Genomic DNA, 23,123 nt, shown 5'->3' on the forward strand with positions numbered 1-23,123 from the left:
GGCGCGGGTCAGCCGAACCGCAGGACACGCGGGGCGAAGGTGCCCTCGGGGCCGTCGGCGCGGCCGACCGACCACACCGTCGCCGTGCCCGGCACCGGTGCCAGCCGCAGCACCCGGGAGTCGCCCTCCCCGGCCACCGCCGGTTCGCTGTGCTCGGTGAACGACTGCCCGTTCCACTTGAGGAAATCCGGCCCGGGGACGAGCGGCGGAGAGCCGCCCGGCGGGCCCCACTTCTGCGAGCGGTCCACCGAGACCCAGGCCAGCTCGCCCGACATGCCGGGCGCCAGTGAGTCGATGGAGCCGAAGTCGGTGGGCACCGTCACCCGGTTCCACGCCTGCCCGTCGAAGCGGACCAGCAGCGGCGGAATCGGGCGGCCCGGCGGGCCGCCGACGAACCCGGCCGTGCCACCCGCCCACACCTCCGTCGGCGAGACCGCCAGCACACTGCCCATGGCCGACCGCGGAAACCCGTCCACGATCGTCTGCTGCCACGCCTGACCGTCCCAGTGCGACACGGCCGCACCCGAATCGGCGGCGCCCGCGGCCCAGACGTCGTCGGCCGCCAGGATGTGCAGGCCGTAGACGGATCCCGGCGGCGCCGGTACGTCGCGCCAGCCGTGTCCGTCCCAGCGCAGCAACGCCTGCGCACCGTCCCGTGAACCGATCAGCCACGTCTCCCCGCCACCGGCGACGGCCTTGGTCGGCACGACACCGCCCGGCGGCCGGCTCCCGGACCAGGCGGTGCCGTCGAAGCGGAGCAGGCGGGCGCCGCCCGCCGCGTCGCGGCCGACCGCCCACGCCGCGGTCGGTGAGGTCGCGGCGATGGACAGCAGCTCTCCCTGCCAGTCGATCCCGGGCAGAGCCTGGCGCTGCCACGCGGTTCCGTCCCAGCGCAGCACCAGCGGGAAGCCCGGCGCCACGCGACCGACGGCGTCGGCACCCACCGCCCACGCCCGGTCCGGCCCGAGCGCCACGGCCTCGTTCAGCCCGGCCTGCGGGCGCACCCGCGCCGGGACCGGAACGTGCTGCCAGGACGGAGTGTCCGCCGAGGCCGAGCCCATGAGAGGCATGAGGGCTATGAGGGTCAGGGCGGCAGCGAGCGCCGCGACGAGGAATCGGCGTGCCATGGTCAGCCTCCCCGCCGCTCGCTCATCAGATTCGGTTTCGACCCGTAGATCTCGGCGGTCCCGAAGGACAGCAGTGCGGGCCCGGTCCTCGCCAGCGCACGCGGTTCGACGTCGATCGCGTCCGTGCGCCGCGGGCCGTAGGAGAAGGTGGTGCGGTGGCCGCCCACCCGCGCGTACTTCGACTGGAACGCGCGGTCGCTGCGCACCGGCAGCCACAGCGCGCCGTCCGGGCCGCGCACCATGGCCTCGGTGGAGGTGTCGCCCAGCGGTGGGTAGGTGGTGCGCCAGGCGTGCCCGGCGTGCCCGTTCCAGGTCATCAGGTAGGTGCGGGCCACGCCGTCGGTGTACTGGCTGCCGCCGATCGTGACCCGGCCGGAGGGTTCGGGCAGGATCGTGTGCACGTTGGCGTTCGGCGGCAGCGGCACCTTCGCGTCCCGCCACTCCGTGCCGTCCCAGCGCAGGACGGCGGGCCCGGTGGCGGTGTCCGCCCAGGCCCAGGCGTCGGTGGCGGTACGCGCGGCGATCCCCATCAGGAACAGCACACCGTCCGGGGTGGACTGGGTGGTCCAGCCGGAACCGTCGTAGTGCAGCACCTTCAGCCCGGTGTCGTCCTCACCGACCACCCACGCGGCACCCGGTACCGCGGTGAAGTCCTGGTAGGTCCACAGGGTCCGCGGCAGCGGGACGGCACTCCACCCGCCCGCCGACCGGCGCAGGATCTCCCCCGCCCCCGCCCGGTTGTGGAGGGTCCACACCTCCTCGCCGACGAACTGGACCTTGCCGAGCCAGCCTGGCTCACCGGCGCCGGGGAAGGTCGTGTCCCGGCTCCACGCCGTGCCGTCCCACCGGTACAGCATCGGCCGCATCCCATCGGCGGCCTGTTCGTAACCGGTCGCCCACGCCTCGCCCGGCCCGCGTGCGGCGAGGTCGGACACGGTCACCGGCGGGGCCGCCGCCGGTACCGGCAGCGCCGACCAGCTCGGCGTCGCGGCCGCGGCGGGCGACACCACCGCGGCACAGGCGAGCGCAAGGCAGATGATGACCGCACGGAGACCGTTCACGAGAGCCCCCCACAACGCGAAGGCCGCTCAGCTTATGGGCGTTCGCCCGCCCGTGAACAGGTGGGTGCACCGCCTACGGGCCGGATCCGGTCAGGTCGACCCGCGTCCGCAACACGACTCCTCAGCCGCCGGAACACGTACGGCAGGCGTCCCCCCGAGCGGGGTCGTAGGGGGCGCCGCACGCGCAACGGGGCCAGCCCAGGCAGGCGGGGCACTGGGTGTAGGGATCGGAGACGGGGCGGCCGCAGGTGCCGCCCCGGCCTTCGCATTCGCGGTGCGGCGGGCGGTAGGCGACCGCTTGGGCCGGGGTGCGGTTGGTGGCCGTGGGCGCGGCCTGCGCCTGGTCCTCGGCCCGGTCGTCATCCTCGTCGGGGTGGCGGTCGGGGCCGTGGCCGGGCAGGAGCCACCCGCCACGGCAGACGCCGCACGGCTGGTCGTCATCGGTCGGCCGGTCGGCCGGGGCCGGGTGCCAGCCGTCTTCGCACCAGCCCGCACACGAGGTGGCCGCCAGCAGCCACATCGCGACGTCGTCGGGCCGGTACCCGTCCTCTCCCGCGTCGGCTTCACGTTCGAGGGGCCGGCCGGCCCACGTGGTCCACCAGCGGCGCTCGATCCGCGCGATCAGCCGGGCGGCGGACTGCCGGAGCAACTCGTCGCGCACGGTCTGCACAACGGCCGGGGGCACACCGCCCCCGCAGGCGCGCAGCAGCTTGCCCGGCAGCGCGGAGAGAACGGCCCGGACGGGGTCGGTGGTGGTGGCCGTGCGCCGGCAGGCATCGCACTGGTCCCAGGCACGGGGGTAGTAGGTGCGCGTCCAGCGGCGGTGCTTGTCCTTGCGCTTGTCGGGCTCGACGCGAGTGGTGGCCTCGGCGGAGGCCGGGCGCTCGGACAGCGGCGCGGAGCAGGTGCGGCAGCGGCCCTGGCAACCGCGGCAGGGCCTGCCCTCCTGGTCGGTGACCGCCTGGCACACCGGGCACTCCCGGCGGCAGACCGTGCACAGATGGTCCTCCGGATGCGGCTGCGGCAGCCAGCGGTGCTCACCCTGACACCGCACGCACTTCCGGGTGTCGATGTCCTCGAGGTGGGTGGGGAGGATCGGCCGGCCAGGGCACTGGTCGCACTGGACGATGGCCCGGTCGGTGTTGCGGTGCAGGATCACGCGGCGCTCCCGGCGTGGTGGACGGAGGCGAGTCGACCAGCCTAGCGGGTGGGCGGGGAGCACCCGGTCGCGGTCGGACACCGCGTCCGCGGCCCGCCCGTGCGGCCCGGTCCTTCAGAGCCCGGAAGTGGGCGGATTTCGGGGCCGTATGATCGCTGACCACGTCGTTCGTTGTAAGGAATCCCATGTCCATGCCGCCCCCGCCGCAGGGGAACCCGTACGCTTCCGCGCCGCCGCAAGGGAACCCGTACGCCGCCGCCCCGCCCCAGGGGAACCCGTACGCCGCCGCGCCGCCCCAGGCCCCGTACGGGCACCCGCAACCGGCGCCCGGCTACCCCCAGCCACACCAGATGCCCGGTTACGGCCAGCCGATGGCCGGGGTTCCGCAGCCGCCCACCTGCCGGATGTGCGCGGCGTATCCGGCGGCGGAGGTCACCATCCGCGGCCACGTCGGCATGCTGCTGATGATGCGGTTCCTGAAGTGGCAGGGCCCGTTCTGCCGTACGTGCGGTACGGCGATGCGTCGGCAGGCGACGACCAACACGCTGTGGCAGGGCTGGTGGAGCCCGTTCTCGCTGTTCATCTTCAACCCGTACACGATCATCAACAACCTGGTGGTCCGGGGGAAGCTCAACAAGCTCCCGGAGCCGGGACCCGCCACCCATGTGGCGCGCCCCGACCCCGGAAAGTCCGTGCTTCACCGCCCGGCGGCCTACGTCGCGCTGGTGCCCATCCTCTGGTTCCTGTTCCTCATCGTCCGAGGCGGCTAGCCAACGCCGGCCGCGCCAGACCCGCCACGGCGAAGGCCAGCGCCACCAGCAGCGCGCTCACCCAGACCGGCGAACGGTAGCCCAGCCCCGCGCCCAGCGTGAGCCCGCCGAGCGCCGGACCGACCGCCGCGCCCACATTGAGCGCGGCGGTCGCGAACGCCCCGCCCAGCGCGGGCGCTTCGGCCGCCGCGTACAGCGCCCGCGTGATCAGCGTGGACCCCACACCGAACGACAGCGCGCCCTGTACGAGGACCAGCACGATCGCCACCCCGGGCCGGTCCGCGCCCACCGACAGCAACAGCCAGCCCATCAGCAGGGCCGCCCCGCCCGGCACCAGCACCACCAACGGCCGGGCGTCCGACCACCGCCCGGCGACCGTCACCCCGGCGAACGACCCGAGCCCGAACAGCGCCAGCACGACCGGCACCCAGGTCTCGTTCAGGTCGCTCACGTTCGTGATGAGCGGCGTCAGATAGGTGAAGGTGCAGAACGTCGCCGCGTTCACCAGCATCCCCAGCCCCAGCGTCACCAGCAGCCGGGGATCGCGCAGCGCCCCCAGCTCACCGCGTGCGCTCGGCGCCTTCGTGGCCTGCGGCCGGTGCGGTACGGACCGTACGATCGCGAAGAGGGCCGGTACGGAGACGAGCGCCACCGCCCAGAACGCCGAACGCCACCCCCAGACCTGCCCCAGCACGGCCCCGGCCGGAACCCCGGCCACACACGCGAGCGTGACCCCGCCCAACAACGCGGACGTGGCCCGCCCCTTGGCACTCGGCTCGACCATCCCGGTCGCCGTAGCGAGCCCCACGGCCAGGAACCCGGCATTGGCCAGCGCCCCCAGCACCCGGGTGGCCAGCAACACGGCAAAGCTGGTGGTGAGGGCACCGACGACATGGACGGCCACGAAGGCCGTCAGGAACACCAGCAGCGCGCGGCGCTGTGGCCACCGCATGCTGAGGAGCGCCATCAGGGGCGCCCCCACGATCATCCCCACAGCAAACGCTGACGTCAGCGCGCCCGCGGCGGGGAGGGACACCTGCAGATCGCTTGCGATGTCCGGCCCCAGACCGGACAGCATGAATTCGGATGTCCCTTGGGCGAAGACCGCCAGTCCCAGGACATAGATGGCATAAGGCATGAAGGCTCCATGCATCGGCTCGAAGAAAGAGAAGAGGGCCGATGACCGGATGGTTCGGTGAAGGCGCCACCGAACGAACCGGTGGCTAGAGCCTGGATGCCTCGGGACTGGACATGCGGGCCACCCTAACAGCCAGGGCCATCGCAGGTCGTGCGGAACAGGCTCAGATCCTGGCCATGTGCATGCGTTGGCAGCCGCGAAGCCGGTGCTGTCGACCGGAGTCGCAGACTTCGAACCACACGTTCTTCATGCCGTAGTGGACGCTGTCCTTGCCTGCGTCCGGTTCGCCGTCGGGGTTGTCCGTGAGAACGGTGGTGTGGGTTCCAAGGCGGTCCTCGTAGTGCATGCGCAGGGTTCCGCCCCAGCCGTCCCGCTCGGTTTCGTGTTGGTCCCGGGAGTACGGCATGACGTACTCGATGCCGTACCAACCGTCCCGGGTCTCCCAGTTCCGGTAGCCGATGCTGGCTGCCGTCGAGCCGTTGGCACTACTCCCTTCGAAGAGGGTGAATCCGCCCTCGGCCTCTTGAGCCGTTCCGGGGGGCAAGGGAGTCGTCGCGCTGGTGGGGGGCTTGAGCGTGCCGTGGCGATAGAGGATCGCCATCCCCCAGGCACCCAGACCCAGCGCTGCCACCAGCGCCGCACTGAGCGTCAGAAGAGCTCTGCCCCGCGGAAGAACCGAAGGGGCGGTGTGCTCGCGCATCGCCTCGACTTCCTGAGAGCCGTCTGTCCGGCCTTCGCGGGAGACCGCGGGGGTGGCGTCGTCGTCTCCCGGCGGTGCCGATTGCTCGCGCACGGCGATTCTGTCCCGCGCCTCCAGCCACACCTCCATCAGCTCCCCGTCTCCGCAGGCCTTCACGAAGGCGGCCAGTTGGCCGCGGCTCGGCACGGCGTCCCGGCTCAGCAGCACGGAGGCGGTGCTGCGCGGCAGCGCGTCGCCAGACGCTGCCGCGTGCTTTTCCAACTGCCGGTAGGACAACCGGGAATCGCTCTTCAACTGGCGCAGTGCCTTCATGAAGGCGGACAGGTCGGCGATGTCTTCAAGAGCCTGCCGTCGAGAGGGACTCATGAAGCCGATGGTCACGTTCTCGTGTGCGAGAGAGCAACGTAGATATCCGCCAATCACGACACGAATAGGGATTGCCGTGAATCCACCGCTTTACCCATCCTTCACAGGCGGAACCCGGCACCGCCGCTGAACGCGGTCCCGGGACAGCGGCCTGACCAGCATGGACACCCGCGCGGCGTCCTGGACACGTCCCGGACGTCCAGGACGTCGGATCTCTATTCCTTCCCGACCGCTCCTGCCCTCAGGATCGGACCGGCAACAGCGCTTCGCCTGAAGGGGAAACAGGCGAATTCGATTCCTGTTCGCCGGTGCCGCGACGGCAGCCGTCCTGCCGACCGGCAGCGGCGTCACTTCCCATCGAGCGTCCTCCTGCCGGGAACGGCCTCGGCAGGCAAAAAGAAGAGGGAGAAACCATGCGCACCACTGTGAAACGGTCCTTCGCCGCATTCGCCACCAGTGCGGCCGTCGTCATGATGGCCACGGTGGGAGCCTCGGCGGCCACGACTTCGGCTACCCCCGGTGCCGCGCCTGCGACCCCGGCACCCGCGGGGGCCACAAGCTGGGAGTACATCGGTGAGTTCAGCCGAGCGGAGTGCATAGACCTGCGCGACTCATATGCCGGTGACGCCAAGTGCGTCCGGAACGCTGGGGGCCTGTACGACCTCTACGTCTGGGTGGTGTGATCCACCGCTCTCCCGGGCCCGGCCCCCGCGATCTCGTCGCGAGGGCCGGGCCCGCCGTCGCCTCGCTGCGGTTTTACGACACGCCCTGATCTGCAACCCTGTTCACAATGAACGCCGTCCACGCGGCGGGGGAGAAGGCGAGCTGGGGCCCCTGCCGGTCCTTGGAGTCCCGTACGTGGATGGTGTCCGAGCAGGTGGCGACCTCGACGCACTCGCCGCCGTCGCCTCCGCTGTAGCTGCTTTTGAACCAGGCCAGTTCGCTGCTCATAGCGCTCCTCGGATCTGCTTCAGCAGGCTCACGGAGTGTTCAGGAGTGAGAGCCTGTGAACGCAGTTTCGCATACCGCATCTGGAGCACGCTGACCTCTTTGCGCTCAGAGATCAGCTGACCGCTGCGCTGGCCTTCCGAGTAGCCGTACCAGTCGTTGTCCGGGGTTTCCAGCAGTTGAATGGAACCGTCCAGTCCCGCATGTTCTTGGCAGACCTGCGGCATGATCTGGATCTCGACGTTGCGAAGTGCCGCGTGCTCCAGCAGGTGATCGATGAGCCCGCGCGTGACGTCCGCGCCTCCGGTAAGGCGCCGGATCAATGCTTCCTCAATGATGAAGCTGAACGCCGTGTTCGGCCGCTCCCGAAGCAGGCGCTGCCGTTCCTGGCGAGCGGCGAGCTGAGCTTCGATCTGCGCGTCGGCCCCGCCCGGTCCACGTAATCCCGTTGCGGGAACCGCCTACCCTGTTCGATCGAGGCTTGCGTCTGGACGGAGTACTGGAGCAGCGGGGCCAGTTGCTCCTGGGTGTAGCCCGCGCGTTCCCGGAAGACCTTGACGATCGCCCCGAACGTCTTGAGGCTGTCCGAGGTCTCCGGTTCGTTGTTGCTGCTCAAGTTGTCGGCCATCGTCGGCCACCTCCGGTGGTGCCATACGTATCTGAACCTGACTATCGGCCCAACTCGGCCATGGTCACGGTCCGTTATCCGTACAGTCCACCATCGGTACTCGTACACTGACGCACAGTACGAGAAGGCGATCTGGCCTGGTCATTCGCCGAACCGCAACGGTGACGCCATGTCAATCCCAGCGCATCCCGGAACGACTTCCGATCAGATCGCCCAACGCTTCAGCTCCACCCGACGCGGCGCCCGCCTCGCCCGGCTGCTCGTGCTCCAGCAACTCGACGCATGGGGCTTCCCCTACCGCAGCCGGCCCTCCGACCTCATCGCCGCCATCGTGGCCGAACTCGCCGCCAACGCCGTCCTCCACGGGCGCGTCCCCGGCCGGGACTTCGAGGTGCGGCTCGCTCGCACCGCCACCACGCTCCGCGTCGAGGTCGCGGACACCCGTACCGAGGGGCGGCCGCCCGTCGAGGACGCGCCCACCGCGCCCCCGCCGGACTCCGAGACCGGGCGCGGGCTGCTGCTGGTCGCGGGGCTCGCCGCGCGCTGGGGCGTGGCCGGGCGGCAGGGGCCGGGGAAAACGGTGTGGGCCGAGATCGACCTCACTTGCCGTGGTGGTCGAACTTGATCGGATAGGAGACGGTCGAACGCGGCACCGGCTTCTTGGTGCCCTTCTTCTTGTCGTCCTTCTTCGCTTCGTCCTTCTGGAAGTGGACGGGATACCGCCCCGTCTGGTGCGGCTGGGGCGACTTGCCGCCGCCCTTGTCGTCGCCGTCGCCCTGGCCGTTGATCCACAGGACCCCCACCACGACCACGCCGAATATCAGCATCTGGTTCTTCTTGTCCGCCACCGACTCCCCCTCGGTCCGCAGATCGCCCGTCCCCGCACCGACCATGCTCCCACCGACGTCATGTCTCCGAACAGATCAGCCGGGCGTCGGCCCAGTCGCCGTGGTCGTTGGCGTTGGTGTCGCCGCCGTCGCCGATGCGCAGGTCGAGTCGGCTCACGCCGCTGACGTCCACGGACAGCGGGTACGGCTCGGCGTCGTTCCGCAGCAGCGGCGTCGTCGCCAGCTCCTTGCCGTCGCCGACGACGGTGAAGACGGCCGATCCGTTCGGCGCGACCTCGTCGTCGACGCCGACGACCGCCGTGAAGCGGGTGCAGTTGCCGCCCAGGGAGAGGCCGACCTCGCCGTTCGCGTGGACGCCGAGCCCCTTCGCGTGGACCGTGCCGCCGAGGGTGAGCGGATGGCCGTCCCCGGCCTGGCGTTCGCCGTTGGACTGGTCCCGTTCGACCGGTCCCCAGCCGTTGGTCTGCGCGACGAAGGCCAGATCGCTGACGGCGACGGTGCCGGTCGGCGGCGGGATCGGGACGGTGACCGTGGCGCTGCCGTACGACCAGTGGGGTACCCCGGAGCGTTCGTAGGCCGCCGTCGCCGTCAGCACGTTGTCCACCGGGGTGTCCCGCGCGTCGGGGGCGGTCGCGCGCCACTTCACGCTGACCGTCTGGCCGGGGCGTACGCGGGGGAAGCGGACCGCGCCGGGCGCGAACGTCCAGCCGGGCGCGGCGGCGGACGGGGTGAGCGTCACGTCCCGCGCGCCGGACCCGGCGGCGGTGGGGACCGTGAACGCCGCCCGTACGAGCCCGGTCTCGCCGCGTTCGATCCGGGTCGGCGCGGTGACGTGCACGGCGGCCGGGGCGGGAGCCTTCGCGGCGGGGGTGACGCGGAGGTTGTCGAACTGGTCCGTCTGATAGCCGGCCACGCCGAGACCGGCGATCCCACGGGAGTACGCCGTGTCGTCGACGGCACCGAGCGGTTCGCCGTCCAGGGCGGCGGTCAGCGTCGTACCGGACATCGTCAGGGCGAGGTGGTGCCAGCGCCCGGTGCCGAGGGCCTTGGCCGTGCCCGAGGCGAGCGGGGTGAGCCGGGCCTCGGTGTCGGAGCGGGACAGGGACCAGGCGCCCTTGTCGTCGACGCGGAGGAAGTAGCCCTCCTGGCGGTTCTGCGGCCGGGCTTGGCGGCCCGCGCGGCCGATGAGTTCCACCGGCCCCGGCCGGTCCAGCAGCACATCGGCCGAGACGGTGTAATCGGCCCACGAGCCGTCGCCGATGAGCGCGTACGCGTCGGAGTCGTCCTGCCACTCGATCGGCTTGACCGGTGCCATCTGGCGCAGGCAGGTGCCCCGGCGGCCCTGGCAGCGGACGGTCTCGTAGGAGCCCTGCATATCGGCGAGGTAGCGCGCCTCGCGGCCCACCGGATAGCGGTCGAAGTCATCCGCGTACGGGAGGGTGAGCGCGCGGGCCGCCGGGCTGGTGGCGCGGCCCTTTCCACCGCCGTCGAGGGTGGTGAGGGTGTAGACCCGGCCGGGCCGTACGTCGAGGGAGTACCGCCCGTCCCGGTCCGGCACCAGGGTCGTGGTGTGCGCCAGGCTCTCTTTCGCGTCCGGCGCCGAGACGTCCGTCTCCCACACCTGGACCGGCGTGCGCGGAAGCCCCTCGCCGACCGACAGGTCGAGCCGCTGCGCGCGGGTGGCGGTCGTGGTCTCGACGATCGTGCTGTACGCCGTGTTGCCGGGGGAGCGCAGCGATACGTACGAGCCGCCTCCGCGCTCCCCGCCCAGATAGCCCGAGGCGTGGTCCATGAACGCCCAGCCGGGCCGGGTGAACTGGGTGACCTGCGCGGTCGTCCACAGGCTCTTGCCGAGCCGGTACGCCCCGGACCACGGCTGGGCGGCGACGGCCAGCCCGACCGTGTCGTAGGGCAGGCCGGGGTAGACCGACGCGATCAGCGGCCAGTTGAGATACGCGGTCATCTCGGCGTCGAGGTAGCCGCGGGTGATCGAACGGATCAGCTCGGGCGCGCCCGCGTCGGTGTCCAGCGAGCCGTTCTCGCTCGCCCACAGCGGCTTTTTGGTGTCGCGGGCGGCCTGGGTGGTGGAGCAGGACAGCGCCGTTCCGCCGTCGCCGCCCTCGCAGGGGTAGTGGGCGCCGATGATGTCGACGGAACCGGCGAAGGCGTCGTCCTTCAGGATGTCGTCGGCGACCTCCCAGCCGGAGTCGGCGCCGACCAGCCGGGTGGCGTAGCCGTGCTCACGGAGAGCGGTGTGCGTCCGCTCGTACCAGGTCTTGTCGTAGCCGCGCTCGTTCCAGCCGCCGAGGTAGTCGATCGAGAGGTGGTGGCGGGAGGCGCAGCCGAGCCACTTCAGCAGGTAGTCCGTCATGTCCTCGGACCAGAACTCCCCGCCCCCGATCCACCCGGGGGCGCCCCAGGCGAGGCCGTACAGCTTGATGGCCGGGTTGCGCTTCTTGGCCTCGGCCATGAGCCACCATTCGTAGCCCCGGTCGCAGTTCAGGTCGTCCGCGGTGTGCATGTGGCTCGGCTCGGCGCCGTCGGTGGAGTTGGTGTCGCCGCCGATCTCGGCCTTGAGGATCTGGAGATTCGCCCCGTAGCCGGGCTTGAAGAGATAGTCCAGGATCGCCGTGCGCTGCGGCTCGGGATAGTCGATCAGCAGCCGGCTGTTCCCGCCGCCCCCGCTGATGGCCCCGATGCCGTCGAAGGTCCGGCCGGTGTCCTCGCCGTCCAGGGCGATGGCGGTGGCCGACGGCGCCGGGCCTTCGTCGGCACGGGCCCCGGGGGAGGCGGCCATCGGCAGCAGGGCGCACAGCAGGCCGAGGACGATGAACAGGCGGGTGAGGCCGCGCATGACCGGCTCCTCCGGACGGGACGGCTGAAGTCTTCTGCGCGCCGTTCCTCGCCGAGCCGTGTGTGGATGCGGACGTGGAGGAGTCTGGAAGTCGGGCGTCCGATTGTCAAGACAGTCATCCGATGAATCACGGTCACCTGCTGCGATGAGCGGCGTCTCTGCCGTCTGTGCCAGCCAGGCATCCCATCTATCAGGCCGGAAATCGCCCATGAGCACCCTGGGTCACTCAGGTCACTCTTGACGCTGTGTCTTTATGTTCGATTTACTCGCCGCATATTCGAAGATTCTGTGACTCCGGGGTGGGGACTGTGGAGTTGGGGTGGAGTCGCCGCATGCGCGGCGACGGGACACGTGCGTCGCGTCGCGCCATGGCGGGGACGTCGGTCGGGGCGATCATCGCCGCATCGCTGGTCCTGTTACCGGCCGCACGTGCGGACGCGTCGCCGGTGCCGAAGGCGATGAGCGCATCGGAGCGGGCCGCCGCATCGGGTGAACCGGTGGAGGTGACTGACCAGCGGTCCGAGTACTCGCAGACGTTCGCGAACCCGGATGGGACGTTCACGCTGGAGCAGTCGTCGGTTCCGCAGCGGGCAAGGGCGGATGACGGGTCATGGCGCGCCGTGGACGCCACGTTGGAGCGCCGTCCCGATGGGAGCGTCGAGCCCAGGAGCGCGGTGGTCGATCTGGCGTTCTCCGGCGGCGGAGACGGCAAGGACCTGTTGCGTCTGGGGACAGCGGACAAGACGATTCGCCTTTCATGGCCCGGGCAGCTTCCCGTGCCCAGGCTGGACGGGCCCACCGCCACCTATCCGGATGTGCTGGACGGCGTGGACCTTCAACTGACGGCGACGGCAGAGGGATACCGTCAGGTCCTCGTCGTGCGGACGGCCCAGGCGGCCGCCAACCCCGATCTTGAGCAGATCAAGCTGTCGGTCTCCGGTGCGGGGCTCGACGTCGCTCCCGGCGCGGGTGGCGGGCTGCGCGCGATCGATGATGACGGCAACGCGGTGTTCAAGGGCCCGGCCGGTCAGATGTGGGACTCGGCCGGGGGCACCGAGGACGTCGCCGCGAAAGCTCCGAAGGCTCCGAAAACTCGGATGGCGACGGCACCGGAAGAGACAGGCACGCAGACACGGCCCGGTACCGGTGACGCGAGCGCTCTGCTGCCCGTCACGGTGCAGGACGGCGCGGTGATCGTGAAGCCCGACCTCGGGCTGTTACGCGGGGGCAAGACCGTCTACCCCGTTTACATCGACCCGCCGGTCGGCCTCGGTGCCTCGGAGCGCACGAAGCTCTCGTCCGACGGGGACAGGTTCTGGCAGTTCGACGGCAGCCTCGGGGTCGGCAAGTGCGGCAGCGCCAACGGGTACTACTGCGGCTCCGGCTATGTGGACCGCATGTACTTCGAGTTCGCACCGTCGAAGCTGGTCGGCAAGTATGTGCTGGACGCGACCTTCCGGGCCCACGAGACATGGTCGTTCGACTGCGATCCGCACTGGGTGGACCTGGAGCGCACCGACAACATCTCCGAGGGCACACGCTGGCCCGGACCCCGGCAGCTCGATCAGATGGGCGACCGCTACGTGTCCGCCGGACGCGGCAAGAACTGCAGTCCGGAGCAGCCCGACGCGTGGATCGAGTTCAACGACAACCCTGACGAGTCGGACGAGAACCTTGCGGGCACGGTCCGGTCCTTCGCCGACGGCAAGATCTCGCGGCTCACGCTGATGCTGCGCGCCAAGGACGAAGGTGACGCCACCGCGTGGAAGCGGTTCGAGGACAACGCGACCCTGAAGGTCACCTACGTTCCCCGGCCCGGGGTGCCCACATCGGTGGGCGTGATACCAGGCGACGGGACCTCCGGATACTGCCGGACCTCCTCCTCGAATCCCCTGGTCGTCACCCGCAGGGACCCGATGGTCCAGGCACGCGTCCAGACGAAAACACAACCGAGGAGCGGGGAGGACAAGGGCTCGCTGCAGGCCGAGTTCTGGATGGAGCGCAAGCAGGACGACGGGTCATGGGACAAGGTGTGGAGCGGCTACCGGCCGGACAGCGGCTGGGACCCCGACGGCACCTTGGAGAAAATGCGTACGACGGACCGTGCCGACGGTGGCCTGTACCGCTACAAGGCACGGACACAATCGCACTGGGCCTACAGCGGCAGGTCGGGCGATCTGTTCTCCTCCTACACCTCCTGGTGCTATCTGAAGATCGACTCCACCGCTCCGAAGGCACCGCAGATCACGGCGGGCAAGCCCTACACCGAGTGCCTGCCGAACCAGTGCGTGGGTAAGGGCGGTCCCGGGGTGGCCGGCACCTTCTCCGTCAAGCCGAACGCCGCCGATACGGACATCACCGGCTACCGGTGGCGGCTGCTGACCACGACGGCCGCGAACACCAAGCAGAGCACTGGTGCGCGCGGCACCTTGAATGTGACGCCGCCGCTCTCCGGAACCCAGGTGCTGTCCGTGGAAGCCAAGGACGTACGCAACCGTTGGGGCACCCCGGCGGAGTTCACCTTCGCCGTGGCACCAGCCGCGGGTCCGGTCGGCCGATGGCACTTCGCGGACGGGGCGCCGGGCTCAGGCGTGACCAAGGCCGTGGACAGCGCCACGGAGGGGACCCGGCATGACGCCACCCTCTACGACGAGGCGGGCACGGGCTGGTCGACCTTCGGGCGCCGGGGCGACGCCGACTATTCGTTGTGGCTGAACGACACGTCGGCCACCAACGGGTATGCGGCCACCGCTTCGGCGGCAGTGAACACACAGGACTCCTTCACCGTCTCAACCTGGGTGTATCTCAGTGACACCGCTGACAACAGGGTGGTGCTGACCGAGCCGGGGGAGGAGGGGTCGGGCTTCACCCTGTACTACTCGTCCGCGTACAAGAAGTGGATCTTCAACCGTACGGACAAGGACAAGGCCGATCCCACGTACATCCGCTCCCTCGCCAATGCACAGAACCCTCCGCTGAAGGTCTGGACACATCTGGCCGGTGTGTTCGACACCCAGGGCGATACGGACAAGTCGAACGACACCATCCAGTTGTTCGTCGACGGGCGGCCACAGGGCGCCCCGGTGGTGCTGTCGAAGGCGGCCTCCGGCTATGAGCCGTGGACCGCGAACCGTGGGTTGCAGTTCGGCCGTTCCAAGGTGGGCGGTACGTACGGTGAGTACTTTCGCGGCCGTATCGATGAAACGGCGGTCTGGCAGCGCGCGCTGACACCCGACGAGATACGCACCGAGGCACGCTTCCTGGGCGGCGAGACGCCTCCCGCCGAACTGGTCGCCAGGTGGGACGCCTCGGCCGCGAAGGGGGCCGAGATCGCTGAAGGTACTCCATACCCGCCCGCCGCGATGAAGCTGTCCTCCTCCGGGGCCACCCTCGACGAGGACGACAACGCGCTCCTGCTCGACGGAGCCTCCGGCTACGCCGCCACGACGGGGCCGGTGCTCGACGAGAACGGTTCCTTCACGGCCTCGGCTCGCGTGCGCCTCGACAGCGCCAAGCTCGCGGGCAAGCCCGTCGGCTACGAAGCGCAGGTGGCCGGGCAGCGGACCGGAGCCGAGTCGTCCTGGGCGCTGTGGGTGACCAAGTCCGCCGAGGGCGCCTATCGCTGGCGCTTCACCCGCACCGGCGTCGACGGCACCGGGAAGGTCACCCAGAGTGCCTCCGTCCCCGGTGAGGAAACCGCCGAGCTGGACACCTGGGTGCAGGTGACCGGCGTCTTCGACGCGCAGGAGGCGTGGGAGTGGATCGACCCGGACGACCCTGAGAAGACCGAGACCCGGTACGGAAAGGTTCGTCTGTACGTCGGCGATTCCGATCAGGCGGCCGTGGACCGGTCCGGGTTCACGGCGGAACAGCAGGGCACCGGCGAGCTTGCCCTGGGCCGTGGAGCCGAGGGCGGCAGCACTGCCCACTATCTGCCCGGGGCCGTGGAAGAACTCCGGGTCTGGGTGGGTGCCATGAGCGCCGAACAAATTCGCTCCCAGGTCCTGGACGCCGGACCACTGGAGAACGCATGATGCCCGGCCGCCGTACGGAACGGCCGATGACGTGGGACAACGAACGCGGTGCGGACCGCACACGGCGTAGATGGGGTGTGAAACGGATCGTGTCAGCCCGTGGTGTCTTAGGCAGCGGATCAGGCAGAGGTCCGGCCCGGCGCAGCCGCTGGTGGGGGCGCGTCGCAGTGGCGGCCGGTCTGTCGTTGCTGCCGGGACTGCTGTCACCGATCACCTTCGAGTCGGAAGCCGAAGCACTCGGCAGGCCCAAGCTGGAGGCACCGCGAGCCGACAAGGTCGTACCGCTGTCACCGAAGGCGGACCGCAAGGCCGCCGCCCTGGTCAAGAAGGGCGAGGCGGCGGACCGTTCGGCTGCCGAAGAGGCCCGTCGTGATCAGGCCAGGAAGGTGGCCTGGCCGAAGGCGGGCGCCGCTCGCCTCACGGCACCCGCCCATGGCTCGGCCACGGCCAGACCGGGAGGACTGCCCGTCGCCCTCGGTGCGGTGGGTGGGAAGACCCCCGCGGCCCCCGGCCTGAGCGTCCAGGTCATGGACCAGGACCGAGCGCGCGACGCCGGGGTCAGGGGCGTACTGCTCAAGACCGTCGGCTCACCCGAGGGCGGGAAGGCCCGGCTCGACATCGGCTACGCGGACTTCGCCTCCGCGTATGGCGGCGACTGGGCGGGGCGTCTGAACCTCGTACAGATGCCGGCATGCGTGCTGACGACACCGCAGAAGGCCGGCTGCCGTACGCAGACCCCGCTCCGGGCCGTGAACAAGCGGCACCAGGAGCAGCTCACCACACCGCTGACCTTCGCCGCGGAGCCGGGCGGTGAGGTGAAGGTCCTCGCGGTGGCGGCCGCCGCCAAGTCCGGTGGCGGAGACTACAAGGCCACGCCGCTCTCCGCGTCGTCCACATGGGAAGCGGGAGGCTCCTCGGGTTCCTTCACCTGGACATACCCGTTCACCTTGCCTCCGGCGGCAGCCGGACCCGCGCCCGACCTGTCCCTCGCGTACGACTCCGGCAGTGTCGACGGCCGAACGGCGAACACCAACAACCAGGGCTCGTTAATCGGCGAGGGATTCGATCTCACCTCGTCGTACATCGAGCGCAAGTACGGCAGCTGCGACGACGACGGGCAGGACGACAAGTTCGACCTGTGCTGGAAGTACGAGAACGCCTCCCTCGTGCTGAACGGCAAGGCGACGGAGCTGGTGAAGGACGACACCACTGGTACGTGGCGGCTGAAGAACGACGACGCCTCGACGGTCCAGCACTCCACCGGGGCCGACAACGGCGATGACAACGGCGAATACTGGACCGTCACCACGGGCGAGGGCACCAAGTACGTCTTCGGGCAGAACAAGCTGGACGGCGCGGGCGCGGACGACCGCACGGAGTCGGTGTGGACCGCGCCCGTCTTCGGCGACGACGAAGGAGAGCCCGGCTACTCCTCGGGCTCGTCCTTCGGCGAGCGGGACAAGAAGCAGGCATGGCGCTGGAACCTCGACTACGTCGAGGACACCCACAACAACGCCATGACGTACTGGTACAACGCTGAGCACAACAACTACGCCAAGAACGGCAAGGACGACCCCGGCACCGACTACATCCGAGGCGGCTATCTCAAGGAGATCCGGTACGGGCAGCGCGCTGACGCCGTCTTCTCCGCGACCCCCGCGGCGTCGAACAAGGTCACCTTCACGGTCGCCGAACGGTGCATGGCCTCCGGTAGCGGCTGCGACACGCTGAACGAGGATCACCGCGACAACTGGCCGGACGTGCCCTTCGACGCGGTGTGCAAGGACGGCGACAAGTGCACCGGCAACGTCGGCCCCTCTTTCTTCACGCGCAAGCGCCTGACGGGCATCACCACCCACTTCTGGAACGCGGCCGCGTCCACACCCGGCTACGAACCCGTCGACTCCTGGGCGCTCAAGCAGACCTATCTCGATCCGGGTGACACCGGTGACTCGTCCGACCAGTCCCTGTGGCTGGACGAGATCAAGCGCACCGGAAAGCGCGGCAGCGACATCTCGCTGGACCCGGTGAAATTCACCCACACCTGGCTCACGAACCGGGTGGACGGCGCGACGGACGACATCCTGTCGCTGGACAAGCCACGGGTGAAGACCATCACCTCCGAGGCGGGCGCCCAGACCATCGTCGACTACGCCGAAGCCGACTGTGTCGCGGGCCGGACCATGCCGAAGGCGGACGAGAACACCAAGCGCTGCTTCCCCGTCTACTGGTCGCCCAATGGCGGAGCCGACCCCCAGCTCGACTGGTTCCAGAAGTACCCGGTGACCGGTGTGCGCACCACCGACCCCAAGGGCGGCTCCGAGGCCGTCGCGCACTCGTACTCGTACGAGGGAGGCGCGGCCTGGCACTACAACGAGGATCCGATCACCCCGGCGAAGCAGCGCACCTGGTCGGAGTGGCGAGGCTTCGGCAAGGTCGTGCATCGCACCGGTGCCGGTGACCACACGCAGTCCAGGACGGTCACGGTCTATCTGCGCGGCATGGACGGCGACCGCGTGCTCAAGTCCGACGGCAAGAGCGTCGACCCGGACAAGCGGAAAACGGCCACCGTGACCGGAGTCAAGGCCGCCGAGATCACCGACTCCGACGTGTACGCCGGCTTCACCCGTGAGTCGGTGACGTACAACGGCGACGCCGAGGTGTCCGGGACCATCAACGACCCCTGGTCGAAGCGCACCGCCACGCAGCACAAGTCCTACGCGGACACCGAGGCGTACTACGTCCGAACCAAGGCCACCCACGACCGCGCCAGGATCACCAGCGGCATCACCCCGGTGGACCGGGTCCGCACCCAGACCACGACCTACGACGACTTCGGCATGCCCGAAACCGCCGAGGACAGCGGCGACACCGCCGTCAGCGGCGACGAGACATGCACGCGCAAGTGGTACGCGCGCAACGACAAGGCGGGCATCAGCTCCCTGATCTCCCGCACTCGGACCGTTGCGCGGAAATGCTCCGTCACCGCCGCCGACCTCGATCTCCCCACCGACAGCTCGCGCCAGGGCGATGTCGTCTCCGACGTCGCCACCGCATACGACACCACCACCTGGTCGGAGAGCCAGACCCCCACCAAGGGCGACATCCGCTGGACCGGCCGCGCCAAGGGCTACACCGACGCAGGCGACCCCAGCTGGCAGAAGGTCGAAACCACCACCTACGACACGCTGGGCCGACCGAAGACGGTCAAGGACGCGCTCGACCGCACCACCGCCACTACGACCTACGCCCCTGAAACGACCGGTCCGCTCACCTCCAGCATGACCGCCGACGCCAAGGGCTTCACGACCACCACCACGGTTGATCCGGCGCGGGGCTCACCGCTCAAGGTCACCGACCCCAACAAGAAGATCACCCAGACCGAGTACGACGGCATCGGCCGGGCGACCAAGGTGTGGCTCCCCAACCGCTCCAGCGCCCTCGATGACAAGCCCAACTACGTATACGCCTACAAGGTAGGAAACTCCTCGCTTCCCTGGATCTCCACGGGCACACTCAAGGGCGACGGCTCCGGGTACAACACCACCTACGAGATCTTCGACAGCCTGCTGCGCCCCCGCCAGGTGCAGAAGCCCTCACCGGTCGGCGGCCGCGTCATCTCGCAGACCTTGTACGACGACCGCGGTCTGGCCGTCTCCTCCCAGGACGACATCTGGGACGAGAAGAACGGACCGTCCGGCGAGGCGGTACAGACCGACGGCGGTCAGGCGCCCATTCAGACGGACACGAAGTACGACGGCGCGGGTCGCCCGGTCCAGGCCGTCACCAAGGTCCGCGGCGCCGACCGATGGACCACGACGACCACCTACACCGGCGACACCACCGCCACCACGGCCCCCGCGGGCGGATCGGCCACCGCCGAAGTCACCGATGTCCTGGGGCGGGTCACCGAGCGCCGAGAGTACCCGGGTACCAGCCCGACCGGCACGAAGTACACGGCCACAAAGTTCACTTACACACCGGACGGTGATCAGAAGAGCATCGTCGGTGCGGACAACGCCACGTGGACGTACACCTATGACCTCTTCGGGCGTCTGAGCATCGCTGACGATCCCGACAAGGGCAAGACGTCGACGCGGTACGACGAGCTCGACCACATCAGCTCCACGGAGGACGCGAACAAGAACACCCTGCTGTACGAGTACGACGAGCTGGGCCGCAAGACCGGCATGTGGCAGTCGTCCAAGACGGCCGCCACCAAGCTGGCGTCATGGTCCTTCGACACCCTTGCCAAGGGGCAGCAGGACTCGTCCACACGCTATGAAGGCGGCTCCGACGGCAAGGCGTACACCCGTAAGGTCACGCGCTACAACAGCCTGTACGAGCCGACCGAGTCCCAGCTCCTCCTGCCGGGCAACGAGGCGCTGGTGCAGGCAGGCGTCCCCGCCACGCTGACCTTCTCCACCGACTACGGTTTCGACGGCACGGTCAAGAAGACCGGGGAACCGGCCGTGGGCGGGCTGCCGGGTGAGTCGGTCTCGTACACGTACAACGCGACCGGCCAGCAGCTCACCGCCTCGGGTGCGGCCAACTACCTCCTGAGCGCGGTCTACGCTCCCGTTGGCGACCTGCGTCAGTTGGAGTTGGGTACGTCTCCCGCCTCGGACAGCAAAAAGCTCTACACGAGCTATGAGTACGAGGACGGCACCCGGCGCCTGACTCGCGGCTTCACCCGCGACGAGACCTATGGGTACCTGCTGCAGGACCTGAGGTACACACAGGACGACGCCGGGAACGTGACGTCGATCTTCGACAGCACGAACCTGGGCGGCACCGGCAAGGCCGACTACCAATGCTTCGGCTACGACGGCCATCGCCGCCTCACCGAGGCATGGACGCCGAGGACGGCGGACTGCACGGCCTCCGGCCGCACCACCACGAACCTCGACGGCGCCGCCCCGTACTGGACGTCCTACTCCTACAACGCCTCGGACCAGCGCGATTCCGAAACACAGCACGCGGTGGCGGGCGACACGACGACTCGCTACACATACGGCACGGACAAGGGCCAGCCACACCCCTTGGCCGAGACCCGCACGACCAAGCCGGGCAGCACATCATCCGTCACCGCCACGTACAACTACGACCCGGTGGGCAACACCACCACGCGACCGGGCGCCCAGGCCGAACAGACGCTGGCCTGGAACACCGAAGGCAGACTCGCGGCCTCCTCGGAACCGGCGAAGGACGGAAAGGCGGCGAAGGGGACCGGCTACCTCTACGACGCCGACGGCGAACTCCTCATCCGCCGGGCCACGACAGCGGACGGAGACACGGTCCTCTATCTGGGTGCCACCGAGGTCCGTCTCACGGTCCAGGGATCGGTAAAGACCCTGACCGGCACTCGCTACTACACCGGCGCCGGTCAGACCATCGCGGAGCGCACCGGGACCAAGGGCCAGTCGACCACCAAGCTGACCTTCCTGGCCGCCGACAACCACGGCACCGGCACCCTGGCTGTCGACGCGGGCTCCCGCGCGGTCACCAAGCGCTACACCACCCCCTTCGGCGCGCCACGCGGAACCAAGCCCACCATGTGGCCGGACGACAAGGCGTTCCTCGGCAAGCCGGCGGACACCGTCACGGGCCTCACTCACCTCGGCGCCCGCGAATACGACCCCGCCATCGGACAGTTCATCAGCGTCGACCCCCTCCTCGTGCCCGATGAGCCCGGGTCCCTCAACGGGTACGCCTACTCGGCCAACAACCCTGTCACCTTCAGTGACCCGACCGGCCTGATGTTCTGCAGCGGCGGAATCTTCGACACCTGCGGTAGTGGTGGCGGCGGCGGGCCTTCCTGCGGAGTGCCGCCGCTCAAGCCGTGCGGCGGCGGTGGCGGCGGTGGTGGCGGTGGTGGAGGAGGCGGCGGTCGCCATGGCGGCTGGGGCGGTGGCGGTGGCTGGGGCACGGCCTCCACCTCCTCGTCGTACCCGACACCCGCGCCGAGCCCCGGCCCCGCGCCGGTGCCGGGCCCGTACGACGAGAAAGCGGGCACGGGTTTCTTCAGCGTCCTCAAACTGGCCGTGGAGATCTTTGGGCCCGACACATCGCAGTGGACGAAGTGCGGAGACTTCAAACTCTCCGGGTGTGCCATGTCGGCCTTGGATCTACCGCTGCCGGGTCCAGGGAAGCTTTTCAAGGGCGGTTACAAGATCTGGAAAAAGGCCAGAAAGGCGGAGAAGAAGGCTGACGACGCGGCCGACGCGGCCGACGCAGCCAAGAAGGTCGAGAAGTGCCACAGTTTCACCGAGGAAACTCAGGTAGAACTGGCGGACGGCGATCACCGCGACATCGAAGACGTCAAGGTCGGCGACAAGGTACTCGCAACCGATCCCGCAACCGGAAAGACCGAGGCCCGCCCGGTCGTCGCGACGATCGTCACCAAGGACGACAAGGACTTCACCGACCTCACGGTGAAGACCGGTGACGGCTCGGCGTCCATCATCGCCACCGACACCCACCCGTTCTGGGTGACCAGCGAGGCCCGCTGGGCGGACGCCGGCGACGTCATCACCGGCATGAAGCTCCGCACGGACAAGGGCACGGCCGTCACGGTCACTGCCGTGCGCCACTTCACCAAGCTGCAGCGCACTTATGACCTGACGGTCAGCAGAACCCATACGTACTATGTACTCGCTGGTCAGACACCGGTACTGGTTCATAACAGTGGCGGATGCCTTCCCGCTCTCCGGGACTGGAGTAGCCAGCGGTTCCAGTTCGGGAATCAGTCCCTCTTGCTGGATAAGAAGGGAATGGAGCACATCCTCACTCGTCATCACCCGAAGTATTGGGATGGCTCGGTGAAGAAAACGCAATCCTTCTTTGATTCGAGCATGAGTGTTGATGACGTCCAAGGTGCTATCGGTCAAGTCATGCGACAGAACCGCGATACGCTGGTTCAGCGAGGCAGCCAAGGCATGTATCAGATTCGTGGGAACGTCAACGGCGTCGATTACGTACTCGGCATGAATAGAGGTCGAGTGGGCCAGTTCTATCCGGAATAACCATCATCGAAGGACCTGAGACGTGGTTGAGATTGAGACGTTCCTGAAGGGTGCGGACGGTGGGTTCGTGCAGGTGGAAGCCTGCCGTACCCCGCCGCCCGACCTTGACTACATTGAAGGTGCCATTCGGCTGTCCGTTGATGGATTGGAAATCATCGGCACTGAAGAGTGGGACTACGTTGACCAGCTCTGGTGTTATATCGCCGAGATGGTGACGAAAATGCAGTCGTCAGGTTATGCGGAGACGTATTTCCCGGATCAGCCGATCAAGCTCTCTTTTCGGGTCGCAGGGTCTCGCGTCTTGGTGACCGCCAAAATTGGCGAAGAAACGAAGACAGCAAATGCCTCATCCGTGGATTTCCTGGAGGCTGTCAAAGCGGCTGGGATGATCTTCTTCAGGAAGATGTCCGAGCTTGTCCCGGCTAATTCATACGCCGAGGCGCAGCAGGAGCTGTCAGTTTGAAC

The 23,123-nt window shown here is 69.0% G+C and carries 14 protein-coding genes and 1 pseudogene; 5 read left to right on the forward strand and 10 right to left on the reverse strand.

The features are described 5' to 3' along the window. Positions 1–8: 8 nt before the first annotated feature. From ABZ562_RS16570 to ABZ562_RS16580, 3 genes are all read right to left on the reverse strand, one after another. Positions 9–1,127: a hypothetical protein gene (locus ABZ562_RS16570; protein WP_361479250.1), complete on the reverse strand. Its 1,119-nt coding sequence runs from the start codon at positions 1,125–1,127 to the stop codon at positions 9–11. Between the two features lie 2 nt (positions 1,128–1,129). Then, the gene (locus ABZ562_RS16575; protein WP_361479253.1) at positions 1,130–2,188 is read right to left on the reverse strand and encodes a hypothetical protein; all 1,059 of its coding nucleotides are present in this window, start codon (positions 2,186–2,188) and stop codon (positions 1,130–1,132) included. A 121-nt stretch (positions 2,189–2,309) separates the two neighbouring features. Continuing rightward, positions 2,310–3,347 carry a hypothetical protein gene (locus tag ABZ562_RS16580; protein ID WP_361479256.1) on the reverse strand — a complete coding sequence of 346 codons (1,038 nt, stop codon included), beginning with the start codon at positions 3,345–3,347 and terminating at the stop codon, positions 2,310–2,312. A 185-nt stretch (positions 3,348–3,532) separates the two neighbouring features. Here ABZ562_RS16580 and ABZ562_RS16585 point away from each other — a divergent pair, with 185 nt between their 5' ends. After that, positions 3,533–4,117, forward strand: a complete 585-nt coding sequence (locus ABZ562_RS16585) for a hypothetical protein (RefSeq protein WP_361479259.1) — start codon at positions 3,533–3,535, stop codon at positions 4,115–4,117. Here the strand turns inward: ABZ562_RS16585 and ABZ562_RS16590 are convergent. The 5 genes and pseudogenes from ABZ562_RS16590 to ABZ562_RS16610 form a co-directional block, all read right to left on the reverse strand. Next, a complete protein-coding gene (locus ABZ562_RS16590) occupies positions 4,098–5,255 on the reverse strand; it encodes a Cmx/CmrA family chloramphenicol efflux MFS transporter (RefSeq protein ID WP_361479262.1) in 1,158 nt (385 codons plus the stop codon). The two genes, ABZ562_RS16585 and ABZ562_RS16590, sit on opposite strands and share 20 nt — an antisense overlap. A 163-nt stretch (positions 5,256–5,418) precedes the next feature. Further along, positions 5,419–6,336, reverse strand: coding sequence for a hypothetical protein (locus ABZ562_RS16595; protein ID WP_361479265.1), 918 nt, complete (start codon positions 6,334–6,336; stop codon positions 5,419–5,421). Positions 6,337–6,562: 226 nt separating this feature from the next. Continuing rightward, positions 6,563–6,802 carry a hypothetical protein gene (locus ABZ562_RS16600; RefSeq protein WP_361479268.1) on the reverse strand — a complete coding sequence of 80 codons (240 nt, stop codon included), beginning with the start codon at positions 6,800–6,802 and terminating at the stop codon, positions 6,563–6,565. 275 nt (positions 6,803–7,077) lie between these two features. Further along, positions 7,078–7,272 (reverse strand): DUF397 domain-containing protein, encoded by a 195-nt coding sequence (locus ABZ562_RS16605; RefSeq protein WP_361479271.1) that lies wholly within the window; start codon positions 7,270–7,272, stop codon positions 7,078–7,080. After that, positions 7,269–7,897, reverse strand: a pseudogene (locus ABZ562_RS16610) (helix-turn-helix transcriptional regulator). The gene ABZ562_RS16605 and the pseudogene ABZ562_RS16610 overlap by 4 nt, the downstream one beginning before the upstream one ends. 169 nt (positions 7,898–8,066) lie before the next feature. Between ABZ562_RS16610 and ABZ562_RS16615 the strand changes: the two are divergent. Then, positions 8,067–8,522 carry an ATP-binding protein gene (locus tag ABZ562_RS16615; protein WP_361479274.1) on the forward strand — a complete coding sequence of 152 codons (456 nt, stop codon included), beginning with the start codon at positions 8,067–8,069 and terminating at the stop codon, positions 8,520–8,522. Here ABZ562_RS16615 and ABZ562_RS16620 read toward each other — a convergent pair. Both ABZ562_RS16620 and ABZ562_RS16625 read right to left on the reverse strand, forming a co-directional pair. Continuing rightward, positions 8,497–8,790: a hypothetical protein gene (locus tag ABZ562_RS16620; protein ID WP_361479277.1), complete on the reverse strand. Its 294-nt coding sequence runs from the start codon at positions 8,788–8,790 to the stop codon at positions 8,497–8,499. The two genes, ABZ562_RS16615 and ABZ562_RS16620, sit on opposite strands and share 26 nt — an antisense overlap. A gap of 13 nt (positions 8,791–8,803) precedes the next feature. Next, the gene (locus ABZ562_RS16625) at positions 8,804–11,599 is read right to left on the reverse strand and encodes an NPCBM/NEW2 domain-containing protein (RefSeq protein WP_361479280.1); all 2,796 of its coding nucleotides are present in this window, start codon (positions 11,597–11,599) and stop codon (positions 8,804–8,806) included. A gap of 458 nt (positions 11,600–12,057) precedes the next feature. Between ABZ562_RS16625 and ABZ562_RS16630 the strand changes: the two genes are divergently transcribed. From ABZ562_RS16630 to ABZ562_RS16640, 3 genes are all read left to right on the forward strand, one after another. Then, on the forward strand, positions 12,058–15,633 hold the full coding sequence (locus tag ABZ562_RS16630; protein WP_361479364.1) for a LamG domain-containing protein: 3,576 nt from the start codon (positions 12,058–12,060) through the stop codon (positions 15,631–15,633). A 527-nt stretch (positions 15,634–16,160) separates the two neighbouring features. Next, the gene (locus tag ABZ562_RS16635) at positions 16,161–22,658 is read left to right on the forward strand and encodes a polymorphic toxin-type HINT domain-containing protein (RefSeq protein WP_361479367.1); all 6,498 of its coding nucleotides are present in this window, start codon (positions 16,161–16,163) and stop codon (positions 22,656–22,658) included. A gap of 22 nt (positions 22,659–22,680) precedes the next feature. Next, entirely contained in the window at positions 22,681–23,121 is a 441-nt protein-coding gene (locus ABZ562_RS16640) for a hypothetical protein (protein ID WP_361479283.1), read from the forward strand. The last annotated feature ends 2 nt before the right edge of the window (positions 23,122–23,123 follow it).

The organism is Streptomyces sp. NPDC019937, from assembly GCF_040631655.1.
In the GTDB taxonomy this organism is placed as follows: domain Bacteria; phylum Actinomycetota; class Actinomycetes; order Streptomycetales; family Streptomycetaceae; genus Streptomyces.